Origin of the sequence: Pseudomonas sp. NPDC090592, assembly GCF_044769185.1 — a bacterium.
GTDB lineage: Bacteria > Pseudomonadota > Gammaproteobacteria > Pseudomonadales > Pseudomonadaceae > Aquipseudomonas.
Genome location: NZ_JBIVXJ010000031.1, coordinates 23,845 through 44,581 on the forward strand (window position 1 = coordinate 23,845; position 20,737 = coordinate 44,581).

The 20,737-nt window shown below is 56.3% G+C and carries 17 protein-coding genes and 2 pseudogenes; 1 reads left to right on the top strand and 18 read right to left on the bottom strand.

Features of this window, described 5'->3' with window-relative positions; translation table 11 throughout:
• The first annotated feature begins 62 nt into the window (after positions 1-62).
• Positions 63-1,268 (top strand): acyltransferase family protein, encoded by a 1,206-nt coding sequence (locus tag ACIQUI_RS23050; protein WP_403202974.1) that lies wholly within the window; start codon positions 63-65, stop codon positions 1,266-1,268.
• 80 nt (positions 1,269-1,348) lie between these two features.
• On the opposite strand, the pseudogene ACIQUI_RS23055 reads toward ACIQUI_RS23050, so the two are convergent.
• The 18 genes and pseudogenes from ACIQUI_RS23055 to ACIQUI_RS23140 all read right to left on the bottom strand — a co-directional run bounded on the left by ACIQUI_RS23055 (position 1,349) and on the right by ACIQUI_RS23140 (position 20,644).
• Positions 1,349-2,052: pseudogene (locus ACIQUI_RS23055) on the bottom strand (sugar phosphate nucleotidyltransferase).
• Between the two features lie 168 nt (positions 2,053-2,220).
• Positions 2,221-2,742 (bottom strand): GNAT family N-acetyltransferase, encoded by a 522-nt coding sequence (locus ACIQUI_RS23060; RefSeq protein WP_403202976.1) that lies wholly within the window; start codon positions 2,740-2,742, stop codon positions 2,221-2,223.
• 126 nt (positions 2,743-2,868) lie between these two features.
• Positions 2,869-3,738, bottom strand: a complete 870-nt coding sequence (rfbA, locus tag ACIQUI_RS23065; RefSeq protein WP_403203039.1) for a glucose-1-phosphate thymidylyltransferase RfbA — start codon at positions 3,736-3,738, stop codon at positions 2,869-2,871.
• A gap of 5 nt (positions 3,739-3,743) precedes the next feature.
• The gene (gene rfbD, locus ACIQUI_RS23070) at positions 3,744-4,640 is read right to left on the bottom strand and encodes a dTDP-4-dehydrorhamnose reductase (RefSeq protein WP_403202978.1); all 897 of its coding nucleotides are present in this window, start codon (positions 4,638-4,640) and stop codon (positions 3,744-3,746) included.
• Positions 4,637-5,707, bottom strand: coding sequence for a dTDP-glucose 4,6-dehydratase (rfbB, locus tag ACIQUI_RS23075; RefSeq protein WP_403202980.1), 1,071 nt, complete (start codon positions 5,705-5,707; stop codon positions 4,637-4,639). Before rfbB ends, rfbD begins: the two co-directional genes overlap by 4 nt.
• Before the next feature lie 102 nt (positions 5,708-5,809).
• Positions 5,810-7,807, bottom strand: a complete 1,998-nt coding sequence (locus ACIQUI_RS23080; RefSeq protein ID WP_403202982.1) for a polysaccharide biosynthesis protein — start codon at positions 7,805-7,807, stop codon at positions 5,810-5,812.
• 58 nt (positions 7,808-7,865) lie between these two features.
• Positions 7,866-8,879, bottom strand: a complete 1,014-nt coding sequence (locus ACIQUI_RS23085) for a glycosyltransferase family 4 protein (protein WP_403202984.1) — start codon at positions 8,877-8,879, stop codon at positions 7,866-7,868.
• Entirely contained in the window at positions 8,876-9,841 is a 966-nt protein-coding gene (locus tag ACIQUI_RS23090; protein WP_403202986.1) for a UDP-glucose 4-epimerase family protein, read from the bottom strand. Before ACIQUI_RS23090 ends, ACIQUI_RS23085 begins: the two co-directional genes overlap by 4 nt.
• Positions 9,838-10,752 (bottom strand): glycosyltransferase, encoded by a 915-nt coding sequence (locus ACIQUI_RS23095; RefSeq protein ID WP_403202988.1) that lies wholly within the window; start codon positions 10,750-10,752, stop codon positions 9,838-9,840. The genes ACIQUI_RS23090 and ACIQUI_RS23095 overlap by 4 nt, the downstream gene beginning before the upstream one ends.
• A gap of 53 nt (positions 10,753-10,805) precedes the next feature.
• Positions 10,806-11,711, bottom strand: coding sequence for a glycosyltransferase family 2 protein (locus tag ACIQUI_RS23100; RefSeq protein WP_403202990.1), 906 nt, complete (start codon positions 11,709-11,711; stop codon positions 10,806-10,808).
• Positions 11,704-12,876, bottom strand: coding sequence for a hypothetical protein (locus tag ACIQUI_RS23105; RefSeq protein ID WP_403202991.1), 1,173 nt, complete (start codon positions 12,874-12,876; stop codon positions 11,704-11,706). Before ACIQUI_RS23105 ends, ACIQUI_RS23100 begins: the two co-directional genes overlap by 8 nt.
• 10 nt (positions 12,877-12,886) lie before the next feature.
• Complete coding sequence (locus ACIQUI_RS23110; protein WP_403202993.1) at positions 12,887-14,338, bottom strand: hypothetical protein; 1,452 nt, start codon at positions 14,336-14,338, stop codon at positions 12,887-12,889.
• Positions 14,335-15,615: an O-antigen translocase gene (locus tag ACIQUI_RS23115; RefSeq protein WP_403202995.1), complete on the bottom strand. Its 1,281-nt coding sequence runs from the start codon at positions 15,613-15,615 to the stop codon at positions 14,335-14,337. The genes ACIQUI_RS23110 and ACIQUI_RS23115 overlap by 4 nt, the downstream gene beginning before the upstream one ends.
• Positions 15,616-15,618: 3 nt before the next feature.
• A complete protein-coding gene (locus ACIQUI_RS23120; RefSeq protein WP_403202997.1) occupies positions 15,619-16,734 on the bottom strand; it encodes a DegT/DnrJ/EryC1/StrS family aminotransferase in 1,116 nt (371 codons plus the stop codon).
• A gap of 110 nt (positions 16,735-16,844) precedes the next feature.
• Positions 16,845-17,267 carry a sugar 3,4-ketoisomerase gene (locus ACIQUI_RS23125; RefSeq protein WP_403203041.1) on the bottom strand — a complete coding sequence of 141 codons (423 nt, stop codon included), beginning with the start codon at positions 17,265-17,267 and terminating at the stop codon, positions 16,845-16,847.
• Between the two features lie 18 nt (positions 17,268-17,285).
• Positions 17,286-17,816 (bottom strand): annotated as a pseudogene (gene rfbC, locus ACIQUI_RS23130) (dTDP-4-dehydrorhamnose 3,5-epimerase); the annotation flags it as partial.
• 128 nt (positions 17,817-17,944) lie between these two features.
• Positions 17,945-18,991 carry an LPS O-antigen chain length determinant protein WzzB gene (locus ACIQUI_RS23135; protein WP_403202999.1) on the bottom strand — a complete coding sequence of 349 codons (1,047 nt, stop codon included), beginning with the start codon at positions 18,989-18,991 and terminating at the stop codon, positions 17,945-17,947.
• A gap of 222 nt (positions 18,992-19,213) precedes the next feature.
• Entirely contained in the window at positions 19,214-20,644 is a 1,431-nt protein-coding gene (locus ACIQUI_RS23140) for an MBL fold metallo-hydrolase RNA specificity domain-containing protein (RefSeq protein ID WP_403203001.1), read from the bottom strand.
• Positions 20,645-20,737: the final 93 nt, after the last annotated feature.

The following is a 20,737-nucleotide window of genomic DNA, read 5'->3' on the forward strand; positions in this document are numbered from 1 at the left end:
CAATCGCCAGCACAGCATAACCACAGGATTGAAACAAGAAAATGACAAGCGGACTTCAGAAAATGAGTCTGTCCAAGCTGGATGGGATTCGTGGCATTGCCGCCGTGATCGTAATATTTTCCCATGCGTTGTTTTGGTATTACCCAGCCATGCATCTGGGACAACGCACAAAGGGTCGCCCCCTCGACGGTATAGAATGGTTTGATAGCCCGTTCTCATTTTTCTACCGTGGCGGATTTTCCGTATCAATGTTTTTCATCTTGAGCGGGCTGGTACTTACTTACAGCATATCTAAACATGCCGACGTGCTTGATGCCATTCGAAAAGCATCAGTGAAACGCTATATCCGCCTGGGCGTTCCCGTAGCGGTATCTGTGTTAATCGGCTGCGCTCTGATGAAGCTCGGAGTTTACGAGGCTCCCAATGTAAGCCCGACCCCAGTGCTCTCGACTCCCTATCTGTTCAACGCGACCTGGGGCGATGCCATACGTGATGCTATTTATGGATCACTGGCACTAGGAGACAGCCGCTACAACTACGTACTTTGGACCATCCAAATCGAGCTTGTTGGATCCTTCGCTATATTCGCAGCCTTCGCACTATTTGGCGGAAACGCATTCGTATATCGATTTTTCTGCATCGCGGCATTCTTGGTGCTATCAGCATCAACCAATAAAACCGCGATGTATACATCCCTCTTCTTCATGGGTTCCATGTTGATTACGTTTCGATTCAACGAGGAAAAAACCAGTGCATTGGGATCTGCGAGCTGCTTAATTGGGCTACTCTTCGGGCTTTACTTGGCTGGCTTCCACACCTTAAGCTCGTCCTACACAATACTCAGCAGCCTAACCCATTCACTATCCGAATTGACAGGCTACCAGCCTTCTTGGTTGTTGATCATGCCAGCGTTCGGAGGACTCATAATTCTGCTCAGCGTGCTGAACGCCCAGCGAACATTTTCTGTTCTAGATAGCGCGCCAATGAAGTGGCTCGGCAAGGTTTCATTCGCACTTTACCTGCTGCACACGTTCATTCTTGTTATAGCTGCTCAGTTCTTCACGAAGCATTTCGGCATGAGCTTTGCTTCCATGCTGATGACATTGAGCACGACGTTAATCTTGACTTTTGCTGCTTCGCACTTCTTCCACCTGAAGATTGACTTGCCTGCTATCACACTAGCGAATAAGTTTTCCTCTCTTTTGCTGGGTTCCAAGCCTAAGGCTGTCAAATCTGAAACTGCTCAGCAGCAGCCTGTTCGAGCATAATGACTACGGTGAAGACGAGCGTGCTGTTCGTTCTTCACCACTCATTTCCATAATCGGTCAGATACGCTATAGGACCGATGTTAGTAGACCCTATCCCCCACCAACCGCTTCAAATACTGCCCGTACCCATTCTTGGCCATCGGCTCGACCAGCTTCAACAGCTGCTCCGCCCCAATCCACCACTGCCGGTAGGCCACCTCTTCCGGACAAGCCAGCTTCAACCCCTGCCGCCGTTCAATGGTAGCGATATACCCGCTTGCCTCCAGCAGCGAGTCATGCATCCCCGTATTCAGCCAGGCATACCCATGCCCCATGATCTCCACCGATATCCGGTTCTGTTCCAGCTACACCCGGTCCGGGTCGATAATCTCCAGCTCGCCCTTTGGAGGCGGCTTGATGCCCTTGGCAGTCTCGTTGTCGTAGAACTACAAACCGATCACGGCATGGCTGGACTTCGGCTTGGCCGGCTTTTCCTGCAGGCTGATCGCCTTGCCCTTATCATCGAACTCGACCACGCCATAGCGCTTCAGGTCGTGGACCTGCTAGGCGAGCACGCTCGCACCTTCATCGCGGTCCATGGCGTTGCGCAGCAACTGATGGAAGTCATGGGCGTAATAGATGTCGCCACCCAGCATCAATGCCGACAGGTCGTTACCGATGGAGACTTCACCAGGGAGACCTGTGCTAGACCGTCCGGGGAGGCTGAATGCCCTGGATGCCCGCCAGCACCAGCTTGATTAGCGGGCAGCAGCTGCTTGGATGTGGCCAGGTTAGCGAGGTGTATGCGGGTACCCTACCCGCCCGCCGAAATGATGCATTCACGCATCATGGTAGTCACTTTCGTGTGAGCCACAGGCCAAAGGCTTTGTGAACTCTATATCCAAGCGCAAATTGCCGCCCGCTTGGTCAGGATCGGACAGGCATAACCAGCACAGGGTTGACCTGCTCCGCGTTAGCCAATAATCCTGGCCAGTCGCTCCTTGGCTTGCTCTACAGCTCCCCTGCTGATTTCAAAATACGTGTGGGCATCATCCTCGCCTACCTCCACGGCTCCCATCTTTTTGTGAAAGGAAACTACCTTGTCATTGCCTTTCATCACTTCAAAGTGCGCTTGGCCAAACCCCAACTGACCGAAACCGAACTCATACACCAGCAGGGCGCTCTCGATAGCGGCGTATTGGGTCTTGTCTTCATTCAGTATCCAGCTACCCCACGAGAACGACGTGGGGCGCAGGTCGTAAACCCGCACCGTACCGCACGGTGTGCCGTCCAGCTTTTCGATGATGAAGTAATACTGGTCACCAGCCTTCTCATCATCCTTATAACGCCTGATCCACTGACGCTGCGCCTCTACGTCATCACCAACGGCAGAGAGGTATTTGTTGTACTTTCCATCCGTACGCAACTGGACGACAAACGCGGCATCCTGCTCCTCGATCAACCGCAGGCAAATAGTCTTGCTCGTTAGCTTCATTACACTCACCGCCATCGGTATTGATTACGTTGCTGGCTTAACCACTCCACCAGCAGAATTCATCAGCAAAAGCCAAGGTTCAGAAGGGGATAGCGGCGCAAGTTAATTGCCACCGCTACCGGAGTGCTACTTGAGCAAACCCATCAGGTACTGGCCGTAGGCATTTTTGGTAAGTGGTTTGGCCAGCGCCTCCAGCTGCTCTGCACCAATCCACTTCATGCGGTAGGCGAGCTCTTCAGGACAAGCCACCTTCAAGCCCTGCCGGTGCTCGATGGTTGCGATGAACTGGCTCGCTTCCAACAGCGACTCGTGGGTACCCGTGTCCAGCCAGGCGTAACCACGCCCCATGATTTCAACCGACAGGTTGCCTTGCGCGAGGTAGGTACGGTTGACGTCAGTAATTTCTAGCTCACCACGTGCCGAAGGCTTGATGGCTTTGGCAATGTCGACAACCTGGTTGTCGTAAAAATACAAGCCGGTAACGGCGTAGTTCGACTTCGGCACCTTGGGCTTTTCTTCCAGGCTCACGGCGGTGCCGTTAGCATCGAACTCGACAACACCGTAACGCTCAGGATCATGCACGTGGTAGGCAAATACACTGGCGCCATCCGGTCGTACCATTGCGCTGGCCAGTAACTCATGGAAGTTGTGGCCGTAATAAATATTGTCACCTAGCACCAACGCACTTGGATGGCCTGCCAGGAACGACTCGCCAATGATGAAAGCCTGTGCCAGCCCGTCCGGGGAAGCTTGCACCGCGTAGGTAATGTTGATGCCCCACTGGTGACCATCGCCCAGCAGTTGCTCGAAGCGTGGGGTGTCTTGCGGGGTGGAGATGATCAGGATGTCCTGGATGCCCGCCAGCATCAGCGTGGTCAGCGGGTAATAGATCATCGGTTTGTCGTACACCGGCAGCAGCTGCTTGGAAATCGCCAGGGTCGCCGGGTGCAGGCGGGTACCCGACCCGCCCGCCAGAATGATGCCTTTACGCTTCATGGTGGTCATTTCTCGTGTATTTCCTTGAGCATGCGGGCCACTCCCTGGCGCCAGTCTGGCAGGGTCAGGGCAAAGGCCTTCTGCAGTTTGTTGGTATCAAGACGCGAATTGGCCGGCCGTTTGGCTGGGGTCGGGTAAGCGTCGGTCGTAAGGGGGTTGACCTGTTCGGCTTGGGCTTTCAGCGCTACACCTTGTGTCGCCGCCTGCTCCAGCACGTAGCGGGCATAGCCGCACCAGGTGGTTTCGCCACCGGCCGCCAAGTGGTAAAGGCCGACCAGGGCCGGGTTGCGGCGGGTGGCGGTGATTGCGTGGGCAGTAATGTCGGCGATCAGTTCGGCGCCGGTCGGGGCGCCAAACTGGTCGTCGATCACGCCCAGGCTGTCGCGCTCGGCTGCCAGGCGCAGCATGGTCTTGGCAAAGTTGTTGCCGCGTGCGGCATACACCCAGCATGTGCGGAAGATCAGGTGCTGGCAGCCAGCCGCCTGGATGGCTTGCTCGCCAGCCAGCTTGCTTGCCCCGTAGGTGTTCAGCGGGCCGACGCTGTCGTCTTCGCGCCAGGCCTGGGTGCCCTGCCCCGGGAACACGTAATCGGTGGAGTAATGCACCAGCAGCGCGCCGCACTCGGCGGCGGCGCGGGCCAGCACGCCGACGGCTTCGGCGTTTACCTTGAAGGCTTGCTCGCGCTCGCTCTCGGCCTTGTCGACGGCGGTGTAGGCCGCAGCGTTGACGATCACATCAGGGGCGTAGGCGCGCACGGTTGCGGCCAGGCCTGGCAGGTTGGCCAGGTCGCCGCAGTGGGCCTGGCTGCGGGAGTTTAGCGCCAGCACCTGGCCCAGCGGGGCCAGGCTGCGTTGCAGCTCCCAGCCTACCTGGCCGTCCTTGCCCAGTAGCAGAATCTTCATGCCGAACGCCCTGCGTAGTTTTTCTCTACCCAGTCGCGGTAGCTGCCGGACTGCACGTTCTGTACCCATTCCTGGTTGTCGAGGTACCAGGCCACGGTCTTGCGAATGCCGGTTTCGAAGGTTTCGGCCGGCTTCCAGCCCAGTTCACGCTCCAGCTTGCGGGCGTCGATGGCGTAGCGGCGGTCATGGCCGGGGCGGTCGGTCACGTAGGTGATCTGCTCGGCGTAGGGCTTGCCGTCGTCGCGCGGGCGCAGCTCGTCCAGCAGCGCGCAAACGCGGTTGACGATTTCCAGGTTGGGCTTTTCGTTCCAGCCGCCAACGTTGTATACCTCGCCGAGGGCGCCGGCTTCCAGCACGCGGCGGATGGCGCTGCAGTGGTCTTTCACGTACAGCCAGTCGCGAATCTGCTGGCCGTCGCCGTACACCGGCAATGGCTTGCCAGCCAGGGCGTTGACGATCATCAGCGGAATGAGCTTTTCCGGGAAGTGGTAAGGGCCGTAGTTATTCGAGCAATTGGTGGTCAGTACCGGCAGGCCGTAGGTGTGGTGGTACGAACGCACCAGGTGGTCGCTGGCGGCCTTGCTGGCGGAGTACGGGCTGTTGGGCTGGTACTGGTGGGTTTCGGTGAAGGCCGGTTCGTCGGCTGCCAGCGAGCCGTACACTTCGTCGGTGGACACGTGCAGGAAGCGGAACGCCTGGCGGGCCTGTTCATCCAGGCCACCCCAATGGGCGCGTACGGCTTCCAGCAGGCGGAAGGTGCCGACGATGTTGGTTTCGATGAAGTCTTCCGGGCCGTGGATCGAGCGGTCGACGTGGGACTCGGCGGCAAAGTTGACGATGGCGCGCGGCTGGTGCTCTTTGAGCAGGCGCGCTACCAGTTCGGAGTCACCAATATCGCCGTGTACAAAGATGTGCCGTTTGTCGCCCTGAAGGCTGCTCAGGGTCTGCAGGTTGCCTGCGTAGGTGAGTTTGTCGAGGTTGACCACGGGCTCATCGCTACCGGCCAGCCAGTCCAGCACGAAGTTCGCGCCAATGAATCCCGCACCACCAGTTACCAGAATAGTCATCGTTCAGTTCTTCCCAATTCCTGCAATCGAACTTCACATCGTCTGAAGTTCATGTTGGCGCTCGCTTGCCGGCAACGCCTGTTCTGTTTGTAGGTACAGCGCTCAGGGCTCCAGGCGCCGGCGCTGGTACAGCCAATCGACAATTTCGCCGCCGGGCACGTAACCGCTCACGGTGTCGCGCAACAACTGGCGCACGGTGGCAAAGTCATCCGCCGCGGTCGCCGCACGCAACGCGTCCAGGCGCTGTTTCAGCACGTCCCAGGGCAGGAAGTCTTCATTGGCACTCATGATCATGGGGTGGCGCGTGGCAATCACGTTGTCGCCGATCAGCAGTTCTTCATAAAGCTTCTCGCCTGGGCGCAGGCCGGTGAAGTTGATGGCGATATCGCCCAGCGGGTTGCGCTCGGAGCGGATGCTGAAACCAGACAGGTGAATCATCTTCTCTGCCAGTTCCACGATCTTCACCGGTTCGCCCATGTCCAGCACGAACACGTCACCGCCCTGCCCCATGGAGCCAGCCTGGATTACCAACTGCGCGGCCTCGGGGATGGTCATGAAGTAGCGGGTGATTTTCGGGTGGGTAACGGTCAGCGGCCCGCCGTGCTTGATTTGCTTGTGGAACAGCGGAATGACCGAGCCCGACGAGCCCAACACGTTGCCGAAACGCACCATGGTGAAACGGGTTTTGTTCACCTGCGACACATTGCCGGTGTCGCCCATCAGAACAGGCGCCAGCTCTTTACTCAGGGCCTGCAGTACCATTTCGGCCAAGCGCTTGGTGCTGCCCATCACATTGGTGGGGCGCACGGCCTTGTCGGTGGAAATCAGCACGAAGTTAGCCACGCCAGCCTGCAGCGCCGCCTGCGCGGTGTACAGGGTGCCGAACACGTTGTTAGACAGGCCCTCGGCAATGTTGTGCTCGACAATGGGCACGTGCTTGTAGGCGGCGGCGTGGTACACGGTATCCACCTGCCAGGCGCGCATCACGTCCAGCATCTTGGCCTGGTCGCGCACCGAGCCGAGGATGGGGATCAGCTGCACGGCCAGGCCTTCGCGCACAATGCGCTGCTCCAGCTCGCCGGCAATGGTGTACAGGTTGAATTCGCTGTGTTCGAACAACAGGAGGGTGCGCGGTGTTTGCCCGAGTATCTGCCGGCACAGTTCGGAGCCGATCGAGCCGCCGGCACCGGTCACCATCACGGTCTGGTCGATGATGCAGTGCTGCAGCAGGTCGCCTTGCGCCGGTACCGCGTCGCGGCCCAGCAGGTCGGCGATGTCCACTTCCTGGATATCGTCCACTTTCACCCGGCCACTGGCCAGGTCCATGAAACCGGGCACACTGCGTACGTGCAGTGGGTAGCCTTCGAGCAGGTTGAGGATTTCGCGGCGGCGGCTACGGCTGACCGAGGGCAGCGCCAGCAGGATTTCTTCTGCGCCGGTGTCGTCGATCATGCGTTGCAGCTGCTCTGGCTTGTACACCTGCAGGCCGGCGATGACCCGGTCAGTAATGCTGCGATCGTCGTCGATGAATGCTACCGGGCGCATGGCCTTGCCCATGCGCAACGCGGCAACCAGCTGGTTACCGGCCGAGCCTGCACCATAGATGGCAACCCGTGGCAGGCCATCGTTGCGGTTGGCGAAGGGCACATGCTGCACGGCGGTGGCAAACCAGTCGCCGAGGAAGTACTGGCGCATGGCAAGGCGCAGGCCGCCGACCATGATCAGGCTCAGCCACCAGTAGTTGAAGGTGATTGAGCGTGGTACCACGTTCTGGTGGTTGCTGGCCCAGTAGATGATGAAACCGAGGATCAACGCCGACAGGGTTACGGCCTTGATGATGGCGATCAGTGCGTCGTTGCCGAAATAGCGCATCACCGCCCGGTACAGACCAAAGCGGATGAAAAGCGGAATCGAGATGATCGGCGCAGTGACGAACAGCCAGGTGTGGTCGAGGAACGGGTTGGCCAGGTCATCGATACCCAAGCGCACGACAAACGCCAACCACAGCGCGAACCAGACCAGTATCACATCAGTCGCTACCTGAATCAGCCGTTTGTGGCGTCGAGGCAGTCCCAGCAGTCTTGAGCGCAGCTTATCCATAGAACCCCTAAAAGCGTTACAAAGTGACATGTCTACAGCCTTGTTCCTATCACTTTAGCTAGTGTTCAAGCTCACCGGCGCGCCAGCGCACGGCCAGATATGCCAATGGCAGGTAGGCAATGATCACGCCCCACACGCCGTCCAGGTCGAGCAACAGCACGCACAGGGCTACCGGCAGTAGCCAGAACAGGTTGATCGCAGCCACTGCCAGCGTTACCGGCAAGTGCTTGCCGTAATGGCGCGAGGCAAACTGGTAGGCGTGGCTGCGGTGTGCTTCGTACACCTTGTCACCGCGTACCAGGCGACGGATCAGGGTGAAGGTGGCATCCACCACAAACACGCCCAGCAGAATCAGCCAGCACCAGAATAGCTGCGGCGAAGCCCAGGCAGCCTGCAACGACAGGCCCGCCAGCACGATGCCAAGAAAGCCGCTGCCGGCATCGCCCATGAAGATCTTCGCCGGCGGGAAGTTCCAGAACAGAAAGCCCAGCGTGGCCGCCGCCAGTAACAGCGGCAGCGCCATCAACTGCGGCGCACCGGCCAGGGCCGACAGCAGCACCATGCCCAGGCAGGCAGTCACCGCCTCGATACTGGCGATGCCATCGATGCCGTCCATGAAGTTATACAGGTTGAGCATCCATACGCTGTAGAACGCCGCCAGGATGAAGCCTACCCAACCCAGGTCGAGGGTAAAGCCGAACACCTGCAATGGCGCCAGGCCACCCAGCCAGTACAGTAGCCAGGCCGCCGCGGCGAAGTGGCCGAGCAGGCGCCAGCGGGCCGCGATGTGGCCGTGGTCGTCCATGAAGCCGATCACGGCAATCAACGCGCCAGCCCCACCAATGGCCACCAGTGCCTCCAGCGGCACGGCAGCGGCCATGCCCAGCAACGGCAGGCAAGCCAGGAAGCTCAGCACGATGGCCACGCCGCCACCGCGTGGGGTGGGCACGGTGTGCGAGCTGCGTGCATTGGGCACGTCGATGATCTGCTTGTTCAGGGCGTAGCGCCGCAGCGCTGCGGTCAGCAGCAGGGATGCCACCGCGACCAGGGGGATAAGCCACCATGCCGTCATTTGTCTTGCTCTTTCAAGAAATGGGTTGCCGTGTTCCGTAGCGCCTGGTCAACACCCAGCGGCGGCTGCCAGCCCAGCAGTTCACGGTTCTTGCCAATGTCTACCTGCAGGGAGCCGCACAGGCGCTGTGCAAGGCCGCCTTTGCCGGCCAGCGTGGCCACGCCTTTCAGCCAGGCCGCGGGCACCGGCAGCAACCTGGCCGGTTTGCCCAGCGCCTTGCCTAGCCCTTGCAAAAGCTGGGTGGTGGACAGGTCGTGGCCATCGCTGGCCATGAAGGTCTGGTTGGCGGCTGCCGGGTGGTCGATGCAGGTCAGCAGCAGGTCCACCAGGTTGTCCAGCGCCACCAGGCTGCGTTGGTTGTGAATAGCGCCAAATGGCAGCGGCACGCCTTTACTCAGCCAGTCCATCATGCTGCGGAAATTGGCTTTCACGCCGGGGCCATACACCAGCACCGGGCGCACGATCACCACTTCCAGCCTGGTTTCAGCCGCCAGTTGGCGCAGGCCGTCTTCGGCTTCGCGCTTGGAAATACCATACGGGTCGGATGGCGCGGGCGGCTCGTCTGCGGTAAACGGCTGGCGGCCATCGGTGGTTTCGCCGTTGACCTTCACCGAACTTACAAAAATGAAGCGCCGTACGCCAGCCTGGGCGGCGGCCCGGGCCAGGCTCAGGGTGCCGTCCACGTTTACCCGGCGGAACTCGGCCAGGGGGTCGACGGCGGTTTCCTGCATCACGTGCACGCGTGAGGCCAGGTGGATTATGGTATTAGTACGTTGCAACACTGAACTGGGGGAATGGGTAAAGGGGTTATCAACCACCTCATATGCGACACCGCCTACAGCCCTTTTAGGGGCAGAGCGCACAATCCCCACTGTTTCATATTGGGGCTGTGCTGCCAAACGCAGCATTAGGGCCGAACCTACAAAACCGTTGGCACCGGTCACCAGCAAAGTTTCCCTCATCTGCCAACTCCCGTCACAGCCAAGATTAAACACAACATAAAAAAGGCATACTTGTCACGTGTGCGCCTTCTACACCGTTGGTATTTAAACGCCAAGCCCAGCAGCCCCATACGTTTACCGTCACGCCAAGCAACGACAAAGGGGTCGTCTTCTTTGCCAATTAGCTCGGCAATTAACACCGCTTGGCTCAACCACCAACCACCCAGTACCTTGCTGACGCGTTTACGATAAGCGGTAAACCCGGAATTGACCCCCACCTGATTGCTGGCGTGCTGCCGGTAGCGCATATGCGTTTGCGTATCAATGAACCAGGCATACCCATTGGCGCGCGCAAAGGCGTAACTGAACCAATCGTGCAACGACACTTTTGCGACCTTGTCCTGATGCAGTAACAATGTGGCTTTCATCGCAGATGCCAAACTTGTATCAAGGACATAGGTGCAACCTGGCCCGGCCGCTTCAAAGAAGTAGTCGAACTCAACTTGTGGCTGAGACTTCTGTATCACAGCTTCATGTCCATCTGGCCAAAAAGCCACCACATCCGAGGAATAAGCCGCGTAGGTACCGTGCTGGAGAACTTCATGCGCCCTAGACAGCTTATCGGGAAGCCACACATCATCCTGATCAGCGAAAGCTATGTAATTGTAGGCTTCAAGGTCGGTTTCCATCAGCAAACGGAAAAAATTGGCTGCTGCGCCTCCAAAGCGTCTGCCATGCGGCAGACACGATAGGCGGGACTCTTTTTCAGCCCATTCAGACACCAGTGCTTCAGTGCCGTCAGTAGAAATGTCGACACTGACCACGATGTGAACGTGCACTGCCTGCTGGGCCAGAATCGACTGTACCTGCTCTTCAATCCACTGCCGGCCGTTATACGCAGCCAGCAAGACCAGAACTTTTGGGGTTTTCAAGAGGCCCTCACTCGGCGCTGCAACGCCACACTGGCCTTTCTTTTCTGGACTTTTCAATGCAGGCCACCCAGCTTACACCTCAGACCATGCGCTACCCCACGCAGCATCATGCGCAATGAGCGTACTCGGTGTTTGTCGATCATAAGATTCACGAAAAAGCGCAACAGCAAACCTTTGGCGAGGCGCCGCTTCCAAAGCGTTGGGGTGTGCGCCATCCTGATGACTGCGACAGTATTTCTGAAGTAAAAGTAACGGCGAATAGGCGAATACTCAAAGAAGCTCAAGCCCAAAATCTTGATTGGCGGGGCATCTGATAATGCATGGCCCATTTCGACATTCAGGCAGCCATACAGACTTCCCCCCCGGCTGCGCACGCGAAAGCACCACTCGGTATCGGTGTAGTCGACAAACATTCCCTCATCATAACGTCCCTTCGCTTGCCAGGCAGGTACTGAAACCATCATTCCTGAGGTGATAAGCGTATCAACCTTGAGCAAGCCATCAGGGGATTCAGTGGCGAACGCAGGCGTTATGCTGCCGCTTTCAGAGGTATAAAATGGGAAGGACACCTTGTTACCTTCTCGCCGATCGAAAAAGTGCGGCCCGACCGCAACGCAGTTCGGATCTCGGCGTAATGCCGCCCCCATGCATTCAGCAAGCTTACTTATAAGACTATCATCGGCATGGCTGTCTTGGTCGAATGTAACAAAGTAATCAAGGCCCGCCTCGACTGCCAGATCAAATGCATGATTCAAGGCAGTACCAAGACCCATGTTTTCGCCGAGGCTCAAGTAGTGCACTTGCTGTCGAGCCGCAGCGTCCTCTTCAAGGAAGCGCTCACCACCCCCATTATCCACGAGAACCAGAAACTGGACCTGACACAGCAGTGACTGCAACAACGCATTGAGAACCGGCATCTCGGGATGATAGCTAACGACGACCGCACCTACCCTATGCATTGACCAATCCTTTTTTTCGATTAAATACTTCTACGTGTTTGCTATCGTACTGCAGCAGAACGCTCCAATACCACACGACCACAATGAACCCGAACGAATTGAACAGCACCGGATTACTGAAAGACATGAGCAGATAAACAAAAATAATCGTTCTAGCAGAAATTTTGTCCCATGTCTTTAATGAAAGGGTGCCAGTTGGAAATAAAATCGCTGTCGCCAGCAGCAGAGAAAGCGGCAAACCAAAAAAACGGATGGCGTCCATCCAAGTGATTTCGGTTTGAGACACCCAGCGATCATACCCTTCAGTAAAAAAATAGTTACCACTGCCATTCCCAAACAGCAGCGTGGGGACATCAAGCGTTTGATAAAACGACAAAAGATGCCCCAGCTTTATGCTGTTCGAGGTTTCACTGGCGCTGAACATAGTGGTTGACAACCACAAGTGCATCACTCCACCCACTAGAGCCGGCACAACCAAGAGCAGAGTTGCCAGACGCGCCTGCCACTTTGCCTTGTACAGAAATAGAGCAAACATTGCAACGGCCGCGGTCAACATGAGTGCCCGCGAGGCAGTAAAGAAAATGCACAAGGCAATCAACGCCACCCATACTATGTCGCGCCGCCTGCCGGCCATGAACGACGCAAAAAATAGAGATAGTGGCACCAGCAAGAAAGGTGAAGAACGGTGATGCAGCATGAACATTTGCAACCCGCCAAATTGGCGAACACCATAGAAACCCAACTCGTGTACAGAATAGAAGTTCAATAAGGCTACACTGATCGGCGCACTGGGCAGCCACAAGATCATCAACGACATGAAGCTCATCAATGCGGCAAATATAATCCCCACCCTGCGCAGAATCGAGGTCATGTTGATGCCTTGGTCGGCTATCAGATAGACGAAGAAAAGCGTTGAGCTGCCGAGCAGCATTTGCTTGGCCAGAGCAAAATCGCTATTGGTTAGCAGCGACAGTAAAAAACCATACAGAAACACTAAGAAAACTAACGGCGGCGCCAATGTGCGCACCGGTTTCGTAAACGCAACCCACAGCGAACACAAAATCAAGGGCACGTAAAGGAGCTTATTGATAATAAACACCGGCAGTAAAACACTGGCCAAACAATAAATGAATATCATCGCGCTCGGCAGTCCATAGGTACGCATGATTACCTCCTCATCCCTTGATGCCTGAAGCGAGACGCTTGGCGCTTACCAATGCCAGCTTGATCAAAAGCTTCATTTTTTTTACAGGCCGTAACTTTGCGAACACTTTTAGTGCCAAGACAGGCTCAAGTCTCAAAACACCTGAAAATGCAAGAGCTGATACATCGACATTCCCTCTTCCAGCATCATGGCTAAAAAACTGCACATCGCCTGTCCAGGCGCATAAAGAATCGAGCAAATTCGGATACGAGTGCCCCCCGTAAATACAGCCAAGATAGCGCTCTTTTACAGCTTCATACCCATTGACTTCTAGAACTTCAGCCACAATGCCTGGTGGCAGGTGGTAATTTATAACACGATCACATACGGTATCAACATCGGCAGACTTCATTTTTTCGGCGGGAGAATAGCCTTGATATGGTGACACTAAGCCAATACACCGCCGACCTGCTAGCAGTTGCTCAGCGAACGCAGTTCCGCCTGGCATTGGATGGCTATCGACAAAAAAACTCGCGTCGCGAATCAGCGCTAAATAATCCTCATAAGGCATGATTTTTAGCAGCTTCAAACGGGCGCCAAAGCATAGCTTCATTCGCCACCACCAAGTATCGCGCCATACATTTGGCCCCACAACCACAAATGTCGCCGATGGGTGCCTTTGTAATAACGCGGTGATAAGAGGGCGAATATCTACGCCCTCTCTAGGCTTGAACTTGACATCCGACCCCGCCGAAAAAAATACAAGTTCATTTTGATTCGCGGCCGTCGAGGGCAATTGCCGGACATTCACCGGCCTTCCATTAACCGGTATACCGAGAAAGCTCTTGCGCCCCGATATCGTCTTCAGCCCATCAACGCGCCGGCCGTAACTGCTTAACTCGAAGTAGAAATCGGCAGCAGCCGAACCAAAACTGAATGTATGATCCGCATGATTCACTAAGTAAATTGTCACATCCGAAACAGTCTTGGCCAGCAAGCATGCTACAACAGCCGCTATGTCATCAGGATGAATACTAAGCACAACACGCTTATAGTCCACCATCAGTTTGATCATGTGGCAGATTCGCTCAATGTCTGACGGCTGGTCCGAAACATCGTGCAAACAGGCAAAATGCTCCGCAACCTTGTGGATTACGTCCGTCGGTGTAGGCCGGGTAATCATCAAGTCAGGCGGGCACTCGTGCATCCCGGCCAGCTTTTCCATCAGCCGTGTGTGCCCCCCGGTCAGGTACAGCTCACTCGCTACATGGAGTGTGTCCTTCATCGGGGGCACGGTAGCCGGGGCAAATCTGTACTCTTCAGCGAAGCGTCCTGCGAGCTTTCGCTCCAACTCGAAACTGTCATACACAACGCTTCCCATCGACCAGCACAGACTGCCGTAGTGCCGGGCAAGCTCCAACGCTTGCGGGAGCGAAGGCTGGGCATCTACTGCGCGGGCTAATTCTGAGAGGAACTGCTTCATTGCACTTCTTTCCTCAGAACCTGTGTAGGTGGGGCCACCAATCGGCGATATACGAGCAGGTACATTGCCAGAGCATAGAGAAGGTAGCTCAGTGCATAAGCCCATGAAGCGCCTTGCAGCCCGAAATAATCAGTCAACACCAGGGTAAGCAGATACAGTGCAGCGCACGAGGCAATTTCCGTAAAGACGAAGAGCTTCAGCATCGCCTTGCTGAGCATTACATACGCCACAATCCAGCTGACTATTTTCAGGACATCACCGATCAGTTGCCCCGCAAATAAAACCTCCATAGGTGCGAAATCGCGACTGAACAACAGGCCGATCACAAAATCTCGCAACACGAAAACACACCCACAGCCAAAGAGTGTTATCGGAACAATTATCTTCAGACCGTCAAGTATTTCGCGTTTCAGCTCGGGGCCATTTTCAAGCTCCGAGAGGCGCGGTAGATAATAAACACCCAGTGTGGTTGTGATCATCAGTAAGTAAGCGCCACTCAACCGGGTCATAGCTTCCCAATACCCCGCCGCCTCATTACCAAAGCTTTCAATCAGGTGGTAGCGAATCAGGATCTGCACCATGGGGATACATATCGCAGACGTCACCGCCATGAGCGCAAAGCGCCCCAAATTTAAAGCGACTCGCTTGTCAATTCGCCCAATGAAAGCGCCCCAACGGAACCAGGCGCGCCTCGTGACCAAAACAGCAGTTACAACAAAACTGACAGACTGGTAGGTCACCAAAGCCGTCAACGCGCCGTACAAACCAAATTCACGCGTCAATAGCAGCGTGACACCCAGAGACAGCAAGCTGCCAGCGATATTCGCAATCACGTAGGCAATGATTTCTTTTTTTCCATTCAAAATGGCTAAAAACAGCGCATTGAACGAGAAAAAAACCACCCCTACAGCAAACCAGAGAAACACAGTAGCGAATTCATCACTACCGAAAAACAACTGGGAAAGCTGCTTGTGGAACAGAGCCATGGCAATGGCCAAAATCAAGCTTGCGAAGCCTGTTAATTTAGTGGCGGTCTGCCACAAAACAACCTCCCGAAGGTGATCGCCTTTGTACTCTGCAGTATATTTTACAACTCCGGAATTTATGGCACCACTCGATACGGTGGTTATTATTTGCACTGCATTTTGCAGTTGACCAATTGCAGCGTAACCCGAAGGCCCTACGTATATGGCTAAAAATTTATTCAAGCCAAGCAACGTCAACATTTTCACAACGACGGCAATGGCATTGAGCAACGTAGTGCGAATCATCGTCATGATTCACTTCACCTGCTCAGGGTCGAACTCGTTTATGGCATTAATGACTTGGTCGATATCACCCTGACGCAGCGTCGGGTCCATTGGCAAGCTGAGCACTTGCTCATGAAGGCGCTCGGTCAGCGGCAGCACAAGGTGGGCTAGCTGTGGATAGGCCTGCTGCCTGTGTGGGGGCACGGGATAGTGGACCAGCGTTTGTACTCCCTCTTTTGCCAAGTGCTGCTGCAACTGCTCTCGATATTCAGTTCGCACTACAAACAGGTGCCAGGCATGCTGACCAGGGACGCCAGGGTCAGGTAATTTTATGGCTGGATTCTGAATGCCTGCCAAATACCGCTGGGCGACCTGTTGGCGCAAGCGCGTTTCTTCGTCCAGGTATGGCAACTTCACACTCAGCAGCGCAGCCTGCAATTCGTCCAGACGGCTGTTGACCCCCTGGTAAAGGTTCATGTACTTGACGTGCGAGCCGTAGTTGCGCAGCGACCTCAGCGTGTCGGCCAAGGCGTCGTCATTGGTTGTTACGGCTCCAGCGTCACCCAGCGCCCCCAGGTTCTTTCCCGGGTAGAAACTGAAGCCTGATGCATCACCCCAGGCACCGGCACGGAGACCGTCCAGTTGAGCGCCGTGTGACTGGGCGGAGTCTTCCAGCACCAGCAGGCCATTTTGGTCGGCAAATGCGTTGATTGCAGGCATGTCGGCAAGTCGGCCGTACAAGTGCACAGGCATGATCACGCGGGTGCGCGGAGTCAGCGCTTGAGCCAGGTTATGCACCCCCAGGTTGAAACTCTCTTCATCGGGCTCCACCAGCACGGGCACCAGTTTGTTCTCGGTAATCGCGAGAATAGTGGCGATATAGGTGTTGGCCGGAACCAGCACCTCGTCGCCATCGGCGATTCGGCCAAGCAGCTTCCAGGCACGCAAGGTCAAGGTCAGTGCGTCCAGGCCGTTGGCTACACCAATGCAGTGCGTGACCCCACAGTAGTTGGCGAACTGGGCTTCGAACTGCTTGAGCTTTTCGCCCATGATGTACCAGCCCGAGTCTATGACCTCGGTGCAGGCATCAATCAATGCCTGACGATACTGCGCATTCACACCCTGCAGATCGAGAAACTTAACCATTGCGCTTTATCACCCTGAAATTTTGCTGAAATCCCTACAACACTGCTCAATGCGAGAAGTGTGTGACCTTGATGCCCGCCTGCAGCTTTTTGACTTTCCGGCCAATTACTCTAGCCGTTGCGCTTGAGTTCGCTGAACGAGGTGTAGTCGCGAATGTAGTCGGCCTCGTCATAATGCGCATCAGCCAGCACCATCAGGACACAATCTGGGCTGAAGTCATGCATTTCGTGCCAGACCATGGGCGGGATTAGGATGCCCTTGTTGTAACCATCCAACCAGACATCAGTACGGTTCGTACCGTCATCCATAACCATCCGACAACGCCCGGACACACTAATAGCCAACTGATTGAGTTGCTTGTGAGCGTGGAACCCACGAGAAACCTCAGGCAGCGTCTCGGTGAGGTAGTAGACGCGCTTGATTTCAAACGGCACGTTATCCATCCCCTGCAGCGCCACCAACTGCCCCCGGTGATCGCCCAACACCTTAAACAGCTCGGTCTGAGCCAAGGCTCCCTCTCCGCCTGCATTCACATGGTGCCTGAACGACGGGGCAAGGTTGTCTTTCTCACTGACGATAAGGCCGTCGCGCATGGGCCAGTCAATCGCAAGGTCGGGATCATCCCAGTGAATGCTGCCTTCAGCGGCTTTGTTATACACATCCGTGGTTTTGTACAAGAAGTGTGTTTCATCCTCGAGAGCTACGAAACCATGCGCGAAGCCTTCAGGAATCCAGAGCATGCGGTTGTTATGCTCAGTCAGCTCCACACCCACCCACTGCCCGAACGTCGGGGAGCCTGGGCGGATATCGACTGCCACGTCATAGACCGCGCCACGCACCACCCTCACCAACTTGCCCTGTGCGTGCGGCGAGCGCTGGAAATGCAGCCCGCGCAAAACACCACGATGGGACATCGAGTGATTGTCCTGGACGAAGGCGCGGGGCTTGCTCAACCCCAGCTTGAGCAATTCGCCGTGAAAGCGAGTCTCGTTGAAGGTTTCCGTGAACCACCCGCGATCATCCTCGTACACGGCGGGCTCGACTATGACTACATCGGGAATGTTCGTTTGAACAAGCTTCATCGGTAAACCTTTTGCTGAATTTGTGTCGGGGCCAGTCGGACCAGCCCCTTTGTTACTGCAGTTTCACCGTTTGCACGGCAAATGTCTCGCGCTAAATGTGGTGTACGCGCTGCTGTTCGCTTCCCGCTTCAGGCTCGGCGCCTTTGCAAATTCTGCACAGCATATCTCAGTGTGGCGATCAGGCAGCCCAGGCCCAGGCCAACAATTACACCCAGGGCGATGATCAAGTTACGCTTTGGTTTAATCGGTACATCCGGTTGCTCTATCGTGCCATCAAGCTGATACACACTTACATTGCGCTTCGCCGTAACCAAACCTTGGTAAAACTGCTGTTTTGTTTGTACTTCCCTGAGCTCGGAGATGAACGGGTCTTCACTTTTACGTTGCTGCAAATTAGCGATCTCCGCGGTCAGCGCCTTGCTGCCGCGCATATAAGTCAGCTCGCCATCCATTTTTGACGACAGCGCCTTGGAGACTTCACCATTGATTAACGGCGGGTTTTCCAAGCCAATGGCAGTTGCTATCCGCAGCGCTTCTTGCAAGCGGGTAACCTTGTCTTCACGCAGCCGCTGGCCGTTTTCACGCAGGTTGTCGAGCTCAAGCTGCAGCCCACTGGCGCGCACCTCTGCCTCTCTGATGGCATCGTGCAACAGCTCGGCCTTGGCAGCTGCGCTGGCCTTCTCGACATACGCAGCAGCCCACTGTGACGCCACAGCAGGATCACGCCTACGGAAGGCGACATAGGCGCGCGGCGGTTCACCTGCCAGTTGCACGACATCGAAGGAGCCATTGAACGCGACATACAATGCGCCTTGCGCCCCTTGCCCAGCCCCTACGGAAGGCAGATAAACTTCGTTAAAGAACTGACGACGGAGGGTTTCACCGTTCAAATGCTCGATGAAGATATCAAAAACCCTACGCGAAGTGAAAGGCTCCAACCCGGTCTGATTAGTGCGCCCATAGTTGAGATCGGCAATATCACTGGTCGCAGGCGCCGCCAGAAATACTTTCGCCTCGTAAACCGGCTTGGCCAACAGCGCATAAGCCAGTGCAACCGCGGAGACGACAAGCGCTACCAGAAAGATGAGTAGCTTTTGCCGCCACACGCCTTCCAGAAACTCCAACAGGTCAACTTCTTCACTAACGCTACTGTGGCGCTCTAGGTCATTGCGCATTTCTTGTGTTTTTCCTTGGGTCTGACTATGTACACGGTTTCTGGCATACCAAAACATCACGAGCGACTGCACGAAGCCCGACCAGGCGCACGTCCTCTTGAGTGTAGCGGCATTATGCCAACATCTTACACATCCAGCGCCAGGGTTAGTGGCAGTAGATGAACGCCGTGGGGATTAGTTCCCGAATTGCGTCAGCCAACACACCATTGTCAGACCAAGGGTTCAGGGTATAGAGACCTCCAGGGCTACACCCGCGTGCTCAGCGCGTTGCATCAGGGCTTTTTGCAAAGCTGCTTTCGCGCCTTTGTCACCATGCACCAACAGCACCTTGCCTGACGGGACCTGGCCACCAAGGGCGAACTGCATCAAGCCCTCCTGATCCGCATGCCCCGAGTACCCCGACAGCGTCATGACTTTTGCCTTGATCTCATACATCCCCCCATCCAAATCAATCTGCACAAACCCTTCCGCCCCCTCACTGGCCTGTATCACCGCCCCTGGCGTCCCTTTGGCCTGATACCCCACAAACATCACCTCATGTCGCGCATCCCCCAGCATCGCCTTGAGATAATTGACAATGCGCCCACCCGAGCACATGCCATTACCTGCAATCACGATGGCCGGCCGGCCAGTGCTCTTGAGGTAGTTGACCACTTGCTGGTGGCGAGCATGGGTGTCGACACTGATCAGTTGGCTGAACCCGAGCGGGTCACGCCCCTCAGCAAGGCGTGCCTTGGCCTCTTCATTCCAGTATTCGTGCAAGTCGCGGTACACGCTGGTGATGCGCTGAGCCAGGGGTGAGTCGAGGATGATGGGCAACTGCGACCAGTCGACCGGATCGCCATGGGGGCCGGGGCCAGCGATGCCCAGCAAAGCCTTGCGATGAAGTATGTCTTCAAGCTCGTACAGCAATTCTTGGGTGCGGCCCAGGCTGAAAGCCGGGATCAGAATGGTGCCCTTGTCAGCCAGGGCGCGATCGATGGCGTCTTCCAGACGTTGCCTGCGGTCGCCGGCATGCGCATGCAGGCGGTCGCCATAGGTGCTTTCCAGTACCAGCCCGTCAGCCCGCTCCGGGGGCTGCACAGGGCGCAGTAACGGGTTGCCACACGCCCCCAGGTCGCCAGAGAACACATAGCGTGTATTGGCCTGCCCATGTTGCATGTCGCACTCGACATAAGCGGAACCCAGCAGATGCCCGGCTCGCTGCAGGCGAATGCGGCAACCCAGCCCAGGGCGATCGACCACCGTGTGCCACTGCTCGAACGGCAGCGGCACGATAAGCTCACGAATGAAGTCGATATACCGCGCCACCTGCGCAGGTTCGCTGCTGATGCTCAGCTTGTAGGCATCCTCCAGCACCAGCGGCAGCAGCCGGGCCGAGGGTTCGCTACACAGGATGGGTCCGCGAAAGCCGGCAGCCAGCAGCGCAGGTATGCGGCCAACGTGATCAAGGTGAACATGGGTGATGATCAGGGCTTCGATGCCCTGGACATCGAAGCCGAGCGAGGCGGTTTCTGCGCCTGGCGCTGCCTCGGCACCCTGCTCCAGACCACAGTCGACCAGCAGACTGGTAGACGGACCGAGGTGCAACTGGTGGCAAGACCCGGTGACGCCGCGGGTACCGCCGTGATGGGAAAGGCTGGGAAATTCCATGCTGCACACACTCGCCTGGGCCGAAAATGAAGTGGGCTATTACTCCATGACGGCCAGTGCATGCATAGGTGAGGCTTTCCTAAGCAGGTGTAG